The following is an 18,485-nucleotide window of genomic DNA, read 5'->3' as shown; positions in this document are numbered from 1 at the left end:
TTACTTCCTTAATCTCTCCAAAGTTTCCTTAAAAATCTCTGGGATGTCTGCTGTAAATTCTAAGGTCTCACCTGTTCGTGGATGGGTAAAGCCTAGGGTCTTTGCATGAAGAAATTGTCCATGTCCTTTCAGAGTCTTGCGAGGACCATAGACCTCATCACCAGCGACTGGATGACCAATATAAGCCATGTGAACACGGATTTGATGGGTACGCCCTGTCTCCAGTTGTAACTCCACTAAGCTATAATCACCAAAGCGTTCCAAGACGTGGAAACGGGTCACTGCAGGCTTCCCTTTAGCAGTCACAGCCTGTTTCTTACGGTCTTTTTCACTTCGACCAATGGGTGCTTCAATCACACCGCGATCATTTGGAAGATTTCCATGAACAATCGTCCAATATTTGCGGAGAGACTTTTTATCTTTCAGTTCTTGGGCAAGTGCTAGATGCGCCTCATCATTTTTAGCAATCATGAGAAGGCCTGATGTATCCTTATCAATACGATGAACAATTCCTGGACGCAGAACCCCATTGATACCCGACAAGTCCTTAATATGGTACATAAGGGCATTTACCAGAGTTCCACTAGTATGACCAGCACTCGGATGCACCACCATCCCCTGAGGCTTGTTAACGACAGCCACATCCTCATCTTGGTAGATGATTTCTAGCGGAAGATTCTCAGCTACATACTCTAAAACCTCTGGTTCTGGCACATGGTAAGTGACGACATCGCCCTCTTGGACAGTGTATTTAGCTTTCTTGACTTGGCCATTGACCAAGACCTGGCCTGATTTAATTTGTTCATTCGCGAGACTGCGTGATAATTCTGTCAAATCTGACAAAGCCTTATCTAAACGCAGGCCACCAGTTTCAATTTTAATTTCCATTTATTTCCTCTTTTAGCATTGCAATCAATAAAATAATCACTCCAACAGTCAGATAGCTATCTGCCACATTGAAAATTGCAAAATTGATAAAGTCAAGGTGAAACATATCCACAACAAAGCCCTGACTGACCCTGTCAATAAAGTTTCCAAGACCACCTGCAATAATCAAGGTCAAACCCAAGACCATCCAGAATGAGTCCTCCATGTGTTTATGTAAATACCAAATAGCACCTACCATAACGACCAGTGTAATAATAGCAAATAACCACTGCTGGTCTTGTAGCATCGAAAAGGCTGCCCCTCGATTTTGAAGGTAGGTCAAACTAACGAAATTGGGAATCCAGGAGCGTACTTCACCCAGTGGAATCTGCTGGACGATATAGGATTTGACCAACTGATCCAGCCCAATCAAAAGCAGTACAATGACTGCCACTATGCCTCTTTTTTTCATGATTTCCTCTTTTGATCAAAATATTCTTGCATGACTTCTACGAAGAGAGTCCCAGCTTGACTAAGCTCCACTTCTTCACGTTTAACATAGACCATGCGATTATCTAGGTTATCCTTGAGACGAATAACTGTAATTCCATTAACACTGTCACTATCTAAAAATCCAGAACCTGTTGCATAAGCATCCGTCCGCTCCAAAATACCATTCAAGGTAGCACGGTCTGTCACATTAAACATCTGTGAGCTAGCGCTGGTATCGACAAAGTTCTCTGAATAATAAAGGTACTCGTCTTTCTCTTGGGTAAAACGGACTGTCGGTAAGTCCGCTAAATCCTCCATGACCAATACATCTTTCTGAGCTAAAGGATGCCCCTCGCGGAGATAAATGTGGGTATGGAAGGAAATCAATTCAATGACCTCAAGGCCTAGCTTTTCAACGCGTTGCATAATCCCCTTTTTATTTTGATTGTTGAGGTAGATAATCCCAATCTCACTATGACCTTGCGCTACTTCATCTAAGATTTGAACAGTAGTCGATTCAAAAATACGGAAGTTCTTATAATCAGGATAGCGCTCTGAAAAGGCAGTAATAGTTGGGGGCAAGAAGTCATAGTGCTGGCTAGCAATGGAAAATTCATCTTTTTCTTCTTCAGGATTGGCATACTGATTTTGAAAAATATCAAATCCTTTAACCAATTCTTGCGCTTTTTCATAGAATTCCATACCGCGACGAGTCAAGAAAGTCCCTGAGCTGGTCCGACGGAAAATCTTAAAGCCCAACTCTTTTTCCAAATCACGAACAGAAATAGACAGACTCGGCTGGCTGACATACATCTTTTCAGCAGCTTCACGGAAAGTACCACTATTGGCAATAGCCACAACATAGCGTAATTGTTGAATGTTCATCTTCTACCCCCAACTTCTTTATCTTTTCATTATACCATATTTTAGAAGTTTTCCATCGAAGAAAAATAATGTCACTCATAAAATTCATCTACACTAAGAACGAAAAAATCATGGGTATCAAAACAAAAATAGACTCTCCGAAAACTCGGAAAGCCTTAGTTTATGCTACTTCTAGCTTCCTCGCCTTTACATTTCAAGGCTCGGGATAAAAAGGTTCACTGGACCTTTTTATTTAGCGATTGGATAAACAGAAACCTGCTTTTTATCGCGTCCTTTACGTTCAAAGCGTACTACGCCTTCAACTTTAGCGAACAAAGTATCGTCTCCACCACGTCCAACGTTTACACCTGGGTAGATGTGTGTACCACGTTGACGGTAAAGGATTGAGCCACCTGTTACAGTTTGTCCGTCAGCTGCTTTAGCTCCAAGACGTTTCGCTTGTGAATCACGTCCGTTTGATGTAGAACCTCCACCTTTTTTGTGGGCGAAAAGTTGCAAGTTGTTAAGAGTCATTTTTAACATAATGTTTTCCTCCGTGTTAGTTTTCTGTGATAACTCTGGTTTGGACGAACTCAGAAGAGTTCTCCGATAAGTTTGCCATACCTAAGAAAAATGATTCAAAGAATAACTGGGTCATTTCTCTCTGGTGTGAAGGAAGATCTTTTGGAATTTCAACCATCAGATAGCCACCTTCATCTTCGTTTAATTCTAGGATTGGTTCATAGCCTGCAAATTTTTCAATAGAATTGATAAAGTTAATGGCAAGCGTAGAAACCGATGCACACACGACATCTAAGCCGTATTCGCCACTCTCGGCGTGTCCAGTAATTTCCGCACTCCTCAGCTCGCCATCTTCGGCTCTCTCAAAGACTGCTTGTATCATGTGTTCTCCTTAAAATTAAGCGTTGATTGCGTTGATGACAACTTTAGTATATGGTTGACGGTGACCTTGTTTACGGTGGCTACCTTTTTTAGGTTTGTACTTGTAAGTAACAACTTTCTTTTGTTTTCCTTGTTTTTCAACAGTTCCAACTACAGTAGCTCCAGTAACAAGTGGAGTTCCGACAACAGTGTTTTCACCACCAACAAGAACAACTTCGTTAAAAGTAACTTCTTGACCAGCTTCAACGTTCAATTTTTCAACGTAAACTGCTTGACCAACTTCAACTTTAACTTGTTTTCCGCCAGTTTTGATAATTGCGTATGTGCTCATTATGCACCTCCTATGATTTTTATGGGTTTCCCCGAATTTTTTGTGAAGACTCGCCTAGCATCGTGGGACGAACCACTTAAACTTGAATAATCAAGCGACGATGTTCGTGCGGTTGCACAGGAACGTGCATAGTCAACTCTTCAAGTATAGCATATCTCCTATTTTCTTACAAGTAATAACACCTAAAATGAAGCTTTTTCTTTTACTTTTTTCCGCCACGAGGCAAAAAGCATACTGAGGTAAAAAATGCTCATCATAATAGGAACACCAAGAATAGTTTTTTCATTATAAAAAATCGTCAAATAGGCTGAAAAGACAACGCCAAGGACAAAGCTGGTAAGTAGGCTAACGAAAATCAAGGCTTCACGCAGGAAGGGCGTATGCTTGGTCCTAAAATAATCCCCAAAAGCCAACATGGTCCGTTTGATGTTCCCCGTCATAAAGGCATTATTATAAGCAATCCCCGACACTTCTCCAAAAGCAGTTGTCACCAGTCCCATACAGAAGGCCAAGGGCGGCACTAGATAGATATTATCTACAGTTTGGGGCATAAAACCAATAATGATTGATAAGATTGCCAAAGGAAGCAATGACAAAATTGGCTTTTTCACAATTCTCAATTTTTCCTTATAAACAGTTAATAAAAAGACCCCCATCATAAAAGCTAGCAAGGTGAGAACCTTGTCCCTAACATCTGAAACATTATTTTGAATTAATTCTACTGAAAGAAAGACGACATTCCCAGTTTGTCCAGCTACAAGAGTGTTCCCTCGCACAATAAAAGTGTAGGCATCTACATAACCTGCGCAAAAAGTCAAAAAAAGCGCTAGCCTCTTAGACTGACGTGATATTTTTCTTATAGGTAATAATCTCATTTTCCCTCCCATTTCATTTACTCATCTCATTATTGTACCACTTTCTTTGGAAAAGGCCTAGTAGCTTATTTGAAATTTTTTACCCTCTGTTGGATAGGGTAACTTCTCAAAGTAACTTCCACTCGCCTAACCGAAGTGGAAATTAGTCTAAAACGGATTTTTATGGTGGAATTAAGTGTGAGACGTTTGAATTAGAAATGAGGTCTACTATGACAAAACATAAACACCTTACCCTTTCAGACCGCAATGATATCCAACTGGGCTTAGAGCGCGGTGAAACCTTCAAAGCTATTGGACAATCCATTCTAAAAGACCCAACTACTGTTTCTAAAGAAGTCAAACGAAACAGACAAATCCGAGAGTCTACATGCCATAACCTTCCTTGCCCTCTACTCGACAAAGCTCCCTTTGTCTGTAATGGATGTCCTAAAAGAAGACAGAATTGTGGCTATAAGAAGATCTTCTACCTCTCTAAACAAGCTCAAAAACAGTACGAACAAACTCTTGTAGAAGCTCGTGAAGGAACTCCTCTCAATTCCAAGACCTTCTGGGACATGGACAAAGTCATTTCTGATGGTGTTAAAAAGGGACAACACATCTATCATATCCTCAAAACTCATAACCTTGATGTCAGCTCCTCAACTGTCTATCGACACATCCGAAAAGGATACCTATCTATCGCTCCTATTGACCTAGCCAGAGCCGTTAATTTCAAAGAAAGACGGAAAAATAAGCTACCTTCCATCCCTAAAGAAGCTAAAAAAGGCCGTTCCTATGAGGATTTCCAAAACTATTTAGCCCTTAATCAACTAGACTCTTAGCTAGAAATGGATACAGTTCTGGGGAGGATGGGAGGGAAAGTCTTACTCACCTTCAACCTGTCTTTCTGTAACTTTATCTTCGCTAGACTGCTGGATAATAAAACTGCCCTTGAGGTTACCAAACACCTCTATGACATCAAGAACACTCTTCACCAAGCTGACAAAGATTTCTTCCAACTCTTTCCTGTCATCCTGACAGATAATGGTGGAGAGTTTGCCAGGGTCGATGATATCGAAATGGATGTGCGAGGAGAGAGTAAACTCTTCTTTTGTGACCCTAATCGCTCTGACCAGAAAGGGAGAATTGAGAAAAATCACACGCTGATTCGCGACATTCTGCCTAAAGGAACTTCTTTTGACAATTTAACTCAAGAGGAAATCAATCTCGTCTGTTCGCATGTCAACAGTGTCAAACGCGCTGCTTTGAATGGAAAGTCAGCCTATGAACTCTTTGCCTTTACTTACGGAGAAGAAATTCCTAAACTTCTAGGTATTTCTAAAATACCTGCAGAAGACGTCTGTCAGTCGTCTAAATTACTCCAACATAAGTTCTAAAAACTAATCTTTAACCGCATTCAAACGTCTCACACTAACTTCCACCATAGCGGAACTTAATCTGAAACGCTTTCAGATGAGGGGATTTTGTGCGCTCTTTTTTTCTATTCATTTTGGCTACAAAAGCGATGAAATCAAGCATGATTAAAACCAGTGGAACTTACCCTGACACGGATTTCCACTGGTTTTTAGGATTTTTATCAGACTAACTTCCACTTGGATTAGCGGTGGAAGTTAGTTTGGGAATTTACCCTCTGTTGGATAGTCCCGTCTATCTATGTTATAATGAAAGAAGGATTTAAAATTGTAAAAGGAGTATTTATGCTAAAATTAGGTGTCATCGGAACAGGCGCTATCAGCCATCACTTCATAGAAGCAGCCCATTCCAGTGGAGAATACAAGCTGGTCGCAGTCTATTCTAGAAAACTAGAAACTGCGGCAACCTTTGCTTCTCGCTATCAGAATATCCAACTATTTGATCAATTAGAAGACTTCTTCAAGAGCTCCTTTGATTTGGTCTATATTGCTAGCCCAAACTCCTTGCATTTTGCTCAGGCAAAAGCTGCATTGTCTGCAGGTAAACATGTCATTCTTGAAAAGCCAGCCGTCACTCAGCCACAAGACTGGCTGGATTTGGTTCAAACAGCTGAAACAAATCACTGTTTTATCTTTGAAGCAGCTCGGAATTACCATGAAAAAGCTTTCACTATCATCAAAAACTTTTTAGCAGACAAACAGATTTTGGGAGCAGATTTCAACTATGCCAAGTATTCTTCCAAAATGCCTGATTTGTTAGCTGGGCATACGCCCAATGTCTTTTCAGAGCGTTTTGCTGGTGGAGCTCTTATGGATTTGGGAATTTATCCTCTCTATGCTGCTGTTCGTCTTTTTGGAAAAGCTAATGACGCGACCTATCAAGCTCAACAGCTTAACAATAGCATTGACCTAAATGGAGATGGAATCCTCTTCTACACTGACTATCAAGTTCATATCAAGGCTGGAAAAAACATCACTTCCAATCTTCCTTGCGAGATTTATACGACAGACGGAACCTTGACCCTCAACACCATCGAGCATATCCGCTCAGCTATTTTTACCGACCATCAAGGCAATCAAGTCCAACTCCCTATCCAACAGGCTCCTCATACGATGACTGAGGAAGTCGCTGCATTTGCACAGATGATTCAGCAACCAGACCAGACACTCTACCAGAACTGGCTGGATGATGCAGGCTCTGTTCATGAGCTACTATATACCATGCGCCAGACTGCTGGCATTAGATTTGAGGCAGAAAAATGAAAACCAAACTACCGACTGAATGGCAAGAACTGAGTGACCAACTCGGTTTCCAAGAATTCACCCCCATTCAAACTCAACTATTTGAGCCCATTCTTGCAGGAGAAAACCTTCTAGGAGTGAGCCCAACAGGAACCGGTAAGACCCTAGCTTACCTCCTACCAAGTCTTCTCAGACTACAAAAGAAAAAAGCGCAGCAACTCTTGATTCTAGCACCAAATACAGAGCTTGCTGGACAGATTTTTGATGTATGTAAAACGTGGGCTGAAACTATCGGCTTAACTGCCCAACTCTTCTTATCAGGTTCGAGTCAGAAACGCCAGATTGAACGCCTCAAAAAAGGACCAGAAATTCTAATCGGTACTCCTGGCCGTATCTTTGAACTCATTAAACTGAAAAAAATCAAGATGATGAATGTGGAAACCATCATCCTGGATGAATTTGACCAATTGCTTGATGATTCTCAGATACACTTTGTCGAGAAAATAACTCACTACGCACCTCGTGACCACCAACTCATCTACATGAGTGCTACGACCAAGTTTGACCAAGAAAAGATTGTGCCGAATACACGTACCATTGATCTTTCTGACCAAAAATTGGACAACATCCAACATTTCTATATGCAGGTGGAGCAACGCCATCGTGTGGATATGCTACGAAAACTGTCTCATGTAGAGGATTTCCGAGGTCTTGTCTTCTTTAACAGCCTATCAGACCTTGGAAGTGCAGAAGAAAAACTACAGTATCGGGATATCTTGGCTGTTTCCCTCGCTAGTGATGTCAATGTCAAATTTAGAAAAGTCATCTTAGAAAAGTTTAAAGACAAGCAACTAACCCTACTCCTTGCAACAGACCTTTTGGCTCGTGGAATTGATATCGATAGCCTAGAATGTGTCGTAAACTTTGATGTTCCTAGAGATAGCGAAACCTACACACACCGTGCTGGCCGTACTGGCCGTATGGGCAAGGAAGGTTATGTTATCACTCTCGTCACTCATCCAGAAGAACTTAAAAAACTCAAGAAATTTGCTACGGTTCGTGAAATTGTCTTGAAAAACCAAGAACTCTATATCAAATAATCCCCATTGCTCTATGCACATCCGGTGTATGGAGCTTTTTCTGTAAGCAATTCAATTTTATACTCTTCGAAAATCTCCTTCAAACCGCGTCAGCTTCGCCTTGTCGTATGTATGGTTACTGACTTCGTCAGTCTTATCTACAACCTCAAAAACATGTTTTGAGCTGACTTCGTCAGTTCTATCTGCAACCTCAAAACACTGTTTTGAGCAGCCTGCAGCTAGTTTCCTAGTTTGCTCTTTGATTTTCATTGAGTATTAGTTCAATATTCGAAAAAAAGAACCTTGCAAAGCAAGATTCTTTTAGTGTCTGACTTAAATAATTGTTCTTCTGGGAACTAAATCGAATTAAGCTTCGATTTCTGTAACCATACCTGAACCAACAGTACGTCCACCCTCACGGATAGAGAATGTAGTACCTTGTTCTACGGCGATTGGGTGGATCAACTCAACGTCGATTGTCACGTTATCACCAGGCATTACCATTTCAGTACCTGCTGGAAGTTCAATTGAACCTGTAACGTCAGTAGTACGGAAGTAGAATTGTGGACGGTAGTTGTTGAAGAATGGAGTGTGACGTCCACCTTCTTCTTTAGTAAGGATGTAGACTTCACCTTTGAATTTAGTGTGTGGGTTGATTGAACCTGGTTTAGCGATAACTTGTCCACGTTCGATTTCGTCACGTTGAACACCACGAAGAAGGACACCTACGTTATCTCCGGCAAGACCTTCGTCAAGTTGTTTACGGAACATTTCAACACCAGTAACAACTGCTTTTTGAGTTTCTTCTTTGATACCAACGATTTCGATTTCGTCGTTGACTTTAACGATACCACGGTCGATACGTCCTGAAGCAACTGTACCACGTCCAGTGATTGAGAATACGTCTTCGACTGGAAGAAGCAATGGCTTGTCAGTGTCACGTTCTGGTTCTGGGATGTACTCATCAACTGTGTTCATCAATTCCATAACGATGTCTTCGTATTTAGAGTCACCTTCAAGAGCTTTAAGTGCTGAACCTTGGATAACTGGAAGATCGTCACCTGGGAAGTCGTATTCTGACAATAGGTCACGGATTTCCATTTCAACCAATTCAAGCAATTCTTCGTCGTCAACCAAGTCAACTTTGTTCATGAAGACGATAAGGTGTTTAACACCAACCTGACGTGAAAGAAGGATGTGCTCACGAGTTTGTGGCATTGGTCCGTCAGTTGAAGCTACTACAAGGATAGCACCGTCCATTTGAGCGGCACCAGTGATCATGTTTTTAACGTAGTCCGCGTGTCCTGGAGCGTCGATGTGAGCGTAGTGACGTTTTTCAGTTTCGTACTCAACGTGCGCAGTGTTGATAGTGATACCGCGTTCGCGTTCTTCTGGAGCAGCATCGATAGACGCATAGTCTTTAGGTTGGTTAACTGATGAAGGCAAGCGACGTGCCAAAACAGTTGTGATAGCTGCAGTTAGGGTAGTTTTACCGTGGTCAACGTGTCCAATAGTACCAATGTTCACGTGTGGTTTACTACGATCGTATTTTTCTTTTGCCATTTGAGTAAAAGCCTCCAATAAAATATATTTTATAGATAGACAGTAGGCAATACAGTCTAACTTTCCTTACTATTTTATCAAATTTCAGCTAAATTGCAAGTGTTTTACAACGTTTTTGTGAATTATTCTTAATCTACTATTCTAAACGGCACTTCTACTCCTATAACTTACCTAAAGAAAAAGAAAAATCAGGGTTCTCCTGACTTTTACTTAGCTAATTCTCTTTCTCGTTCTTTCATTATTTTATGATTTTCATACAAACGGGATAAGAACTTAGAAATTTCTTTTAAGATAGAATAGGTTGGCACTGCGACAATCATTCCAACTACACCATAGATATTGCTTGACAACAAAAGTAAAACCAAAATCGTGATTGGATGAACCTTCATAACACTTCCTACGATTCGAGGATATAAGATATTACCATCTACCTGCTGAACAACAAGCATATAAATCACTGCAATCAGCATTCTATGGGGATCAGTGAATATATTTGCGATGATCATAGGAATCAAACCAATACTTGGCCCCACATAAGGAATTAAATTGGCTACACCAGAAAAAATAGCAAAAACTAAAGCATATTTTAAACCAATAATACTATAGCCAATATAAGCCAAACAACCTATAATGATTGCGTCAATCGAAACTCCACTAATATAGCGAGCAATCGTCGCATTTAAATTCTTTAATAAACCTGCAATATGCAAGCGATCCCTCTTTAGAATCGTTCTTTCAAGCATGGGCAAGAATTTATGTCCATCTAATAAGAAATAAACCAAAAAAACTGGAGTCATAATCAAAATCAAAACAGTACTGATAAGAGCTGACAAGACGCTCCCCACACTATTTGATACGCTATTTAGGATATTTTGAAGAATATCAACATAGGATAAGTTTAACTGCTGAATTGTAGCTTCTACATCCAAATTCTGGAGCGCAGGGTAATTAGATAAGTCTATGATTAAGTCTTGTACTCGACTATAAATAGTTTGACTAGATATAATCAAACTAGATAACTGATTAATCAAAATAGGTAAGAGATAGACAACACCTATGACCATTCCCCAGACCAAAGCACACAAGGTAATTAAAATACCAAGCAAACGATTGAGTTTACAGACTTTATTTAAGAAAGTAACAATAGGGTTTGTCAAATAATAAAGAAAGCCCCCTAATAAAAATGGAATCATAATTGTATTAAGCACGCTAACAAAAGGGTTAATCAAAGACCCCATCTGTCTCCATAGGTAAAAGATGATTGTTAAGAGTAAAATTTCTGTGGTCCAAAAAAATAATTTATTTCTACGAAACATGAGTTACCTCCCTCACTCTATTTTACCATATTTTCAAAAAGCTTAACGGATGAATTATTAAAGCAAGAATATTTTTTTTCTTTATGATAGAATAAGACTACTATGAAAAAAATATTTTTAACTTTATTAACTGTCTCCCTTTTAGGAGGTGCTTCTACTGTTGCTGCTCAAGATTTTAATATTGCTGCAAAACATGCCATTGCTGTTGAGGCAAATACTGGTAAAATTCTCTATGAGAAGGATGCAACGCAACCTGTCGAAATTGCTTCCATAACAAAATTGATTACTGTTTATCTGGTCTATGAAGCACTCGAAAATGGAAGTATCACACTATCCACCCCAGTAGATATTTCTGATTATCCTTATCAATTGACGACAAATTCTGAAGCCAGTAATGTTCCTATGGAGGCCCGTAATTATACTGTCGAAGAGTTACTTGAAGCAACTCTAGTATCTAGTGCCAACAGCGCCGCTATTGCCCTAGCTGAGAAAATTGCTGGCTCAGAGAAAGACTTCGTCGATAGGATGAGGGCAAAACTTCTGGAATGGGGAATCAATGATGCCACGGTTGTCAATACAACTGGTCTTAACAATGAGACTCTAGGGGATAACATTTACCCAGGGTCTAATAAAGATGATGAAAATAAGCTCAGCGCTTATGATGTTGCTATCGTTGCTCGTAACCTCATCAAAAAGTACCCACAAGTCTTGGAAATCACCAAAAAACCTTCTTCTACTTTTGCTGGAATGACAATCACTTCTACCAACTACATGTTAGAAGGTATGCCTGCTTATCGTGGTGGTTTTGATGGACTGAAAACAGGAACAACAGATAAGGCTGGAGAGTCTTTTGTTGGTACTACTGTCGAAAAAGGCATGAGAGTCATCACAGTTGTTTTAAATGCAGACCATCAAGACAATAATCCCTACGCTCGGTTTACAGCTACATCTTCCCTAATGGATTATATTTCTTCTACATTTACACTTCGTAAAATCGTTCAGCAAGGCGATGCCTATCAAGATAGCAAAGCACCTGTACAAGATGGAAAAGAAGATACAGTCACTGCAGTGGCCCCAGAGGATATCTATCTAATTGAACGTGTCGGGAATCAATCTTCCCAATCTGTTCAATTCACACCTGATTCTAAAGCAATCCCAGCACCACTTGAAGCTGGAACAGTAGTTGGCCATTTGACTTACGAAGACAAGAACTTGATTGGTCAAGGTTACATCACCACAGAGCGCCCTAGTTTCGAAATGGTTGCAGAAAAGAAAATTGAAAAAGCCTTCTTCTTAAAAGTTTGGTGGAATCAGTTTGTCCGCTTTGTTAACGAGAAATTATAAAACATACTGGGCAATAACTTGCTTCAAAATAGAGACAGAGAAAGAAAATGTTAAAGTCAAAAACGCATGGTATCAGGTACTAAAAAAACTTGATATTATGCGTTTTATTGTGGTAATATTTACTTCGTTTTCTCCTAAAATTGAATTTTATCCCAGTATTTGTTGAGATATTTTTTTCATTACTTTAGGAAGACAATTACTAATCTCCGTTGGCAAGACCACATACTGTTCTTGAGCTAGTTCTTGGGCAATAGCTGAATGAAGATGGGTCGCTACTGCCACACGCTCGTAGAGACTAGCTTGTTTAAACTGGCCTGCAAATCCTGAAATCATTCCAGCAAGCGTATCTCCCATACCACCAGTCGCCTGATAGGGACCGCCAACCTGTAACTGGTAATAATCAGACTGGCCAACTTGCCAAATACGAGTAGTTGGACCTTTCTCTACCAAAATTGTTCCTTGAGGGAAAGAAGTCAGGGCACTAGATGTTGTATCTTCGTTTTGCTTTTTAATCGTAATACCAGACAGCTTTTCCCATTCTTTTTGGTGGGGAGTTAGGATAAGCTGGTTAGACGGAAATGACAAACTTGTTCTAGCAAGAATGGTCAAGGCACCTCCGTCTACAATCAAAATCTGATTCTTTTTTAAGCTAGTAGAGACCTGTTTTACTAGATTTTCTCCAAAAGTATCGTCTCGTAAACCAGGCCCCAGCAAGACAACTTCTGCCTTCTCCAATTGCTCTTTTAACAACTGCTGGTCTTGAAGAGAAAAGCCCATAGTCTCAGGTAAATGGCTGTGCAGAGCTGGAATATTTTCCCTGTCCGTTCCAACGGTCACCAATCCTGCACCGCTTTTAACAGCTGCCAAAGCAGCCATGATGATAGCACCACCATAAGGATAAGTCCCACCCAGCAACAGCAGACGACCGTAGTCTCCTTTATGACTGGTACGAGAACGTTCAATAATGACTTTTTCTAATAATGCTTGATCAATCACTTTCATCCTTTTTTCCTCTCTCTTTTATTATACAACAAAAAGGAGGCTCAGACCTCCTTTTATAAACTTATTTCTAAAATTTAATAGACTGTTCGCGAACGATTGACACAATTCGATTTGATTAATTCATTCTTAACGATGGTTTCAAACGACATACAATTTTATATATACAAATTAAAAACAGCTTTCAATTCACTTCCTACGACTTTTCAGACACAGATAGCCAAAGAAGCTTTCATAGAGGGCAAAAAAGAGGAGGAAGGCATGAAGGAAAAAGGTCTCTGGCAAAATCAGAATCACTGGATCCTTGCCTGAGTCAAAAAGCCAGGTATCATCTCCCACAAAGAGAATTTGATGGAAAAGAGTAAAGAATTGGTCAAAACCAATCAAAATTCCCCCAAGACCAATCAGCAAAGGCAAGACTACTAGGGTCAGAATCCCCTTACTAAATAGAGACAAGAAGCCCTTTTTCACAATCCCTTTGACAAAGAAATAGAAGCTTGGTAGTGTCACAAGGGCAATAAACTGAACTAGATGAAAGAGATTCTTCACAACCACAAAGTGGTGCAGACCAGCTGCTGACGAACGAAAATCTGGCATCTCTAAGACTTGGCTAAATGGATTGGTCAGGTAATCCATCAAGATATGAAAGTTATATTGAATGGTTTCGGGTTTTAGATAAACTCGATCCGTCAAGTTCAGCCACTGAACTTCCAGCGGATAAAAAATCCAAGCCAAATAAATAGTCAAAAGGATTGAGAGGGAGAGGAGAAAGAGCATAGAACTCCAAAAGATCAGTTTAGTTTTCATCAAAATCCCACTCCGCAAGGCTAGAAACTACATGAGTCGGTGCGATTGGCAGGTCTGCCACTTCTTCTGCCTTGGTAAAACCTGTCGTCACCAAGAGCGTTGGAATGCCATTGTCAATCCCAGCCCGAATATCAGTCAGATAATTGTCCCCAACCATGATCAACTCTTCACGTTGCAAACCTAAGTGCTCAACCGCCTTGTCCATAATGATAGCATTTGGTTTTCCGATATAAATAGGCTTCACTCGTGTTGCTACTTCAAGAAGTGTAATTAGTGAACCAGCCCCTGGCAAAAGACCGCGTTCTGTAGGGATGTTGAGATCAGGATTGGTTCCGATAAAGTGAGCACCCTTTTGGATAGCTAGAGTTGCTGTGGCAAATTTTTCATAGTCGACTTGCCAATCCAGGCCTACTACTACATAGGCAGGATTTTTCTTGTCTTCTACATAACCAGCCGCCTTGATGGCTTCCTTGAGCCCTGATTCTCCAATAACATAGACGGTCTTTTCAAGACCCAAGTCATTCATATAGTCGATGGTTGCCAAAGTCGCTGTGTAGACAGTCGATAGGGGCGTATCGATATTAAAATTCTGAGCCAACATCTCTTGAACACTCTCAGGAGTACGGGTTGTATTGTTTGTTACAAAGAGATAGGGGATGTCTAGCTTTTGCAATTCATGGACAAAAGCCTCTCCAGCCGGGATTCGGTCTTTTCCCTTGTAAATAGTACCGTCTAAATCAATTAAATAGCCTTTATATTTCATCTATTTCTCCCTAATCCTTCTTCATTTCTTGCCAAGTGATGATAGCTTGGGCATTAGTAGCACCGTCGCTTGTAATTTCATGCTTGCTTTCCAATCCAGTCCGTTCAACAGCCGATGTGATTACCCCACCTGGTCGAACTTCCTTGACATACTTGAGGTTGATTTTCTTGGGAATATATTGGGTCAAAAAGTCCGCTCCCAGAACCTCAAAAATCCAGTCCAAGTATTTACTGTTATTGACATGGCCATTCATATCCAAGTCGTAAAAACGAACATGGTAATCCTTGCTGACTGGCTCGTCCAAGGATTCATACTTTGGTCCGCGGATGAGCTTTTTATCAAAATCAGACTGGTAAGGAGCCACAATCTCAGGTTCAACAGCATGGACTTTTCGACTGTCGCGGTCCATGAGAACAAAAGTCGCCATCATATGGATGAGCTCCTGCCCCGCTTCATTATAAATAGTAAAGCGACGGTAGCAAAAAAGTCGATTGTAGCTCAAGGCTTCCGTTTCGATGGTAATTTCTTCCGCAAAACGAGGCAAACGAACCACCTCAATATCATATTCTACGATAATCCAGACCAGATTATAGTCTTCCAAAATGGCCTTATCACTAACTCCCAGTTCAATCGACTGCATCCCTGAAACTTGCAGGGATAGCAAAATCACATCTGGAAGCTTGATATGACCGTTCATATCAGCCATATCAAAAGGAATTTTCATTTTCATCTGATAAGTTAAGCCCATCATTCTACTCCAAAATAAATCGTTCTGCTACGGTGTCTCCTAAAAAGAGACCTCTTTTTGTCATGCGAACTCGGTCACCCTCTATTTGCATGAGACCTTGTTGAACCAAGTCCTTGACAATTTCTCCATAAAGTCCATCGAAAGACCGTCCAAATTTTTCCTCAAATCGCACCATGGAGACTCCTGATTTCTTGCGGAGTCCCAGGAACATTTCTTCTTCCATTTGCTCTTTTTGACTCAGGTGCTCTTCTGTGATACGAGCATTGCCTTCCTCAACTGCACTGAGATAATGGCGAATCGGGCCATGATTTTTATAGCGAACACCATTGACATAACCAGATGCTCCAGCACCGATGCCATAGTATTCAGCATTGTCCCAGTACATGAGATTGTGGCGACTTTCAAAACCAGGCTTGGAGAAATTAGAAATCTCATAATGCTCAAAACCAGCTCGCTCCAGCTCTGCGATGATATACTCAAACATCTCAGCTTCCAGTTCCTCCTTAGGCAGAGGCAATTTCCCTCGTCGCATTCGGTTCATAAAGACCGTATGATTTTCTAAAATCAAGCTATACAGACTCATATGGGGAATATCCAGTCCAATTGCCTTAGCCACATTTTCCTTGACTTGATCCATGGTCTGACCAGGCAGCGCATAAATCAAATCAATGGAGATATTGTCAAAACCAGCCAGTTTCAAACGGTCGATATTTTCATAAATATCCTTCTCCAAATGACTGCGCCCAATCTTTTTCAGCATCTTGTCATCAAAGGTCTGCACGCCTAGCGAAACACGATTGACAGCCGAGTTCTTCAAAACAGCAATCTTATCCGCGTCCAAGTCGCCTGGATTGGCTTCAATGGTCAACTCATCCAAGACAGACAAGTCCAAGTTTTTAGTCAAGCCATCCAGCAATACCTCCAGTTGCGGAGCTGACAAAGCTGTTGGTGTCCCACCACCGATGTAGAGGGTCCGCAACTTTTGAATATCATAAGATTGAAACTCTTCTAACAGATGTTCCAAATAGCTGTCGACTGGCTGATTCTTGATGAAAACTTTTGAAAAATCACAATAATAACAAATCTGGGTACAAAATGGGATGTGCACATAGGCTGACGTTGGTTTTTTCTGCATAGTAATTATTATACCACAAAAAGCGAACAATACTTAGAATTCCCTTTAACAAAATCCTAGCATTGTTCGCTTTCTTTATCTAATCATTCTTTGTATTTTATGGATAACACAACTATCAGAATCAATCTAGTTCGTTGTTAAAACACAAAAGAATGAATGTTCATTTGACTAATTTTTTAGTCTTCTTTTTTCTTTCCAAGAGCAAGTCCGAGACCACCTAGCATACCAAGAAGTCCTAGAGATGCAAGAGTCGCATTTGATTCTGTTCCTGTATTTGGTAATACATTTTGAGAATCATTTGACTTAGCTCCATTATCACTAGCATCTGTAGTATCTTCATGATTTGCATTCGGAGTAACTGCATCTGGAATTGGACTTGTTGGTGCAGGTGTATCTTGACCAGAACCTCCATTAGTATTTGGTGTGACTGGCGTATCAGGTGTCACTGGTGCAACTGGAATTGTATCTGTTGGTGTTGCTGGTGTTACCTTAGCTGGAGTTTCTACTGGAACTTCTACAGCTGATTGACCTGGTTCTGTAATCTTACCTGTACCTGGAACTTTACCGTCTGGTAATTCACTGTTTGGTACTTTACCTTTACCGTCTTGTCCAATTATTACAGTGATTGTATTTCCATTCTTACCTGGAATTTCTACCGTAGTTCCTGGTGGGTATGTTGACCCATCTGGTTTCTTAGGCGTTACTGTTACTTCCCCTGTATCTGGATCTTGTTGTAACTCTATTGTTGGGGTCTTACGGGCTGGCGTTGTCACATCAACTGGATTAGATGGTCTCTTATTCGGTTCTGTTACGATACCTTTTCCTGGTAAATTTCCTTTTGGAAGTTTATCATTTGGCACTTCACCTGATCCATTATCTCCGATAATAACTTCGATTGGAGTATTGTTATCACCTGGGATAACTACTTTCGTTCCAGGTGGGTATGTTGTTCCATCTGGTTTCTTAGGCGTTACTACTGCATCTCCATTTGGTTTTCTTGTAATTTCAATTTCACCTGGTTGTTCTGTTTGAGGTGCATTTGGATCTAATTTCTTAGGTGTTTTTACGTTTACTTCAACAGAAGGTTTTCCTGGCGGTGTAATTTTACCTGTTCCTGGAATTTCCCCATCTGGTAAGTCTTTATTTGGAATAATTACTTTTCCATCTGGTCCTGTTGTTACCACAATCGGTGTGCCATTCTTACCTGGAATTTCTACCGTAGTTCCTGGTGGATATGTTGTTCCATCTGGTTTCTTAGGTGTTACTGTTACATCTCCTGTATTTGGATCTTGATCTAATACTATTGCCGGTGTTAAACGAGCTGGTGTTTCAACAGTCACATTTTCAACAGGTTTATTCGGTTCTGCTATCTTAGCATTACCTGATGTTTTTCCGTCTGGTAATTCACTATTTGGAACTGTCCCCTTACCATTTTGTCCAATTTCTACTCTAATTGGATTTCCATCTTTTCCTGGAATTTCAACTATCGTTCCTGGTGGGTATGTTGACCCATCTGGTTTCTTAGGTGTTACTGTCACGTCTCCTGTATTTGGATCTTGATCTAGTTCAACCGTTGGTGTCTTACGGGCTGGTGTTGTTACATCAACTGGATTAGATGGTCTCTTATTCGGCTCTGTTACGATACCTTTTCCTGATTTATCAGTTTTTGGAAGTTTATCGTTTGGAACTGTTCCTGAACCGTCATTTCCAATCACTACCTCAATTGTTGTATTATTATCACCTGG

At 40.5% G+C, this 18,485-nt stretch carries 18 protein-coding genes, 2 pseudogenes and 1 other annotated feature; of the genes and pseudogenes, 5 read left to right on the top strand and 15 right to left on the bottom strand.

The window, feature by feature from the left end:
- Genes HT714_RS07220 through HT714_RS07210 form a run of 3 tightly spaced genes read right to left on the bottom strand, consistent with a single transcriptional unit; the run spans position 1 to position 2,244 of the window.
- The gene (locus tag HT714_RS07220; protein WP_173226385.1) at positions 1–888 is read right to left on the bottom strand and encodes an RluA family pseudouridine synthase; all 888 of its coding nucleotides are present in this window, start codon (positions 886–888) and stop codon (positions 1–3) included.
- Positions 878–1,339 carry a signal peptidase II gene (lspA, locus tag HT714_RS07215; RefSeq protein ID WP_023942845.1) on the bottom strand — a complete coding sequence of 154 codons (462 nt, stop codon included), beginning with the start codon at positions 1,337–1,339 and terminating at the stop codon, positions 878–880. The genes HT714_RS07220 and lspA overlap by 11 nt, the downstream gene beginning before the upstream one ends.
- Positions 1,336–2,244, bottom strand: coding sequence for a LysR family transcriptional regulator (locus HT714_RS07210; RefSeq protein WP_173226383.1), 909 nt, complete (start codon positions 2,242–2,244; stop codon positions 1,336–1,338). The genes lspA and HT714_RS07210 overlap by 4 nt, the downstream gene beginning before the upstream one ends.
- On the opposite strand from HT714_RS07210, the pseudogene HT714_RS09785 reads away from it, so the two are divergent.
- Positions 2,237–2,308: pseudogene (locus HT714_RS09785) on the top strand (AraC family transcriptional regulator); the annotation flags it as partial. The gene HT714_RS07210 and the pseudogene HT714_RS09785 overlap by 8 nt on opposite strands.
- Positions 2,309–2,472: 164 nt before the next feature.
- Here HT714_RS09785 and rpmA read toward each other — a convergent pair.
- The 4 genes from rpmA to HT714_RS07190 all read right to left on the bottom strand — a co-directional run bounded on the left by rpmA (position 2,473) and on the right by HT714_RS07190 (position 4,344).
- Positions 2,473–2,766, bottom strand: coding sequence for a 50S ribosomal protein L27 (rpmA, locus tag HT714_RS07205; RefSeq protein ID WP_000916509.1), 294 nt, complete (start codon positions 2,764–2,766; stop codon positions 2,473–2,475).
- A gap of 16 nt (positions 2,767–2,782) precedes the next feature.
- Positions 2,783–3,127 (bottom strand): ribosomal-processing cysteine protease Prp, encoded by a 345-nt coding sequence (locus HT714_RS07200; RefSeq protein ID WP_000613699.1) that lies wholly within the window; start codon positions 3,125–3,127, stop codon positions 2,783–2,785.
- 15 nt (positions 3,128–3,142) lie between these two features.
- Entirely contained in the window at positions 3,143–3,457 is a 315-nt protein-coding gene (gene rplU / locus HT714_RS07195; protein ID WP_125827743.1) for a 50S ribosomal protein L21, read from the bottom strand.
- Between the two features lie 36 nt (positions 3,458–3,493).
- Positions 3,494–3,581 (bottom strand) — a sequence feature (ribosomal protein L21 leader region).
- Positions 3,582–3,639: 58 nt separating this feature from the next.
- The gene (locus tag HT714_RS07190; RefSeq protein WP_173226380.1) at positions 3,640–4,344 is read right to left on the bottom strand and encodes a YoaK family protein; all 705 of its coding nucleotides are present in this window, start codon (positions 4,342–4,344) and stop codon (positions 3,640–3,642) included.
- A gap of 197 nt (positions 4,345–4,541) precedes the next feature.
- Between HT714_RS07190 and HT714_RS07185 the strand changes: the two are divergent.
- The 3 genes and pseudogenes from HT714_RS07185 to HT714_RS07175 all read left to right on the top strand — a co-directional run bounded on the left by HT714_RS07185 (position 4,542) and on the right by HT714_RS07175 (position 8,086).
- Positions 4,542–5,708, top strand: a pseudogene (locus HT714_RS07185) (IS30 family transposase).
- Between the two features lie 321 nt (positions 5,709–6,029).
- On the top strand, positions 6,030–7,007 hold the full coding sequence (locus HT714_RS07180) for a Gfo/Idh/MocA family oxidoreductase (protein ID WP_173226378.1): 978 nt from the start codon (positions 6,030–6,032) through the stop codon (positions 7,005–7,007).
- Positions 7,004–8,086, top strand: coding sequence for a DEAD/DEAH box helicase (locus tag HT714_RS07175; RefSeq protein WP_173226376.1), 1,083 nt, complete (start codon positions 7,004–7,006; stop codon positions 8,084–8,086). Before HT714_RS07180 ends, HT714_RS07175 begins: the two co-directional genes overlap by 4 nt.
- A gap of 345 nt (positions 8,087–8,431) precedes the next feature.
- Here the strand turns inward: HT714_RS07175 and tuf are convergent, their stop codons facing one another.
- Together tuf and cozE are read right to left on the bottom strand one after the other, a co-directional pair.
- Entirely contained in the window at positions 8,432–9,628 is a 1,197-nt protein-coding gene (gene tuf, locus HT714_RS07170; protein WP_001040724.1) for an elongation factor Tu, read from the bottom strand.
- A 206-nt stretch (positions 9,629–9,834) separates the two neighbouring features.
- Entirely contained in the window at positions 9,835–10,944 is a 1,110-nt protein-coding gene (gene cozE, locus HT714_RS07165) for a cell elongation protein CozE (RefSeq protein ID WP_050079225.1), read from the bottom strand.
- A 102-nt stretch (positions 10,945–11,046) separates the two neighbouring features.
- On the opposite strand from cozE, the gene pbp3 reads away from it, so the two are divergent.
- Positions 11,047–12,288 carry a D-alanyl-D-alanine carboxypeptidase PBP3 gene (pbp3, locus tag HT714_RS07160; RefSeq protein ID WP_173226374.1) on the top strand — a complete coding sequence of 414 codons (1,242 nt, stop codon included), beginning with the start codon at positions 11,047–11,049 and terminating at the stop codon, positions 12,286–12,288.
- 147 nt (positions 12,289–12,435) lie between these two features.
- On the opposite strand, the gene HT714_RS07155 is transcribed toward pbp3, so the two are convergent.
- The 6 genes from HT714_RS07155 to HT714_RS07130 form a co-directional block, all read right to left on the bottom strand.
- Positions 12,436–13,290: an NAD(P)H-hydrate dehydratase gene (locus HT714_RS07155; RefSeq protein ID WP_173226372.1), complete on the bottom strand. Its 855-nt coding sequence runs from the start codon at positions 13,288–13,290 to the stop codon at positions 12,436–12,438.
- 186 nt (positions 13,291–13,476) lie between these two features.
- Positions 13,477–14,094, bottom strand: coding sequence for a TIGR01906 family membrane protein (locus tag HT714_RS07150; RefSeq protein ID WP_173226370.1), 618 nt, complete (start codon positions 14,092–14,094; stop codon positions 13,477–13,479).
- The gene (locus HT714_RS07145) at positions 14,084–14,857 is read right to left on the bottom strand and encodes a TIGR01457 family HAD-type hydrolase (RefSeq protein ID WP_173226368.1); all 774 of its coding nucleotides are present in this window, start codon (positions 14,855–14,857) and stop codon (positions 14,084–14,086) included. The genes HT714_RS07150 and HT714_RS07145 overlap by 11 nt, the downstream gene beginning before the upstream one ends.
- Positions 14,858–14,867: 10 nt before the next feature.
- Positions 14,868–15,605, bottom strand: a complete 738-nt coding sequence (locus HT714_RS07140; protein WP_173226366.1) for an acyl-[acyl-carrier-protein] thioesterase — start codon at positions 15,603–15,605, stop codon at positions 14,868–14,870.
- Positions 15,606–15,609: 4 nt separating this feature from the next.
- Positions 15,610–16,740 (bottom strand): radical SAM family heme chaperone HemW, encoded by a 1,131-nt coding sequence (hemW, locus tag HT714_RS07135; RefSeq protein ID WP_173226364.1) that lies wholly within the window; start codon positions 16,738–16,740, stop codon positions 15,610–15,612.
- A 176-nt stretch (positions 16,741–16,916) separates the two neighbouring features.
- On the bottom strand, positions 16,917–18,485 hold a 1,569-nt coding region (locus HT714_RS07130), incomplete at its 5' end, for an LPXTG cell wall anchor domain-containing protein (RefSeq protein ID WP_173251729.1).

This window comes from Streptococcus sp. 3705, from assembly GCF_013277145.1.
GTDB lineage: Bacteria > Bacillota > Bacilli > Lactobacillales > Streptococcaceae > Streptococcus.
Note: the sequence above shows the minus strand (reverse complement) of the source record. Positions and strands in the feature narration are given on the sequence as shown.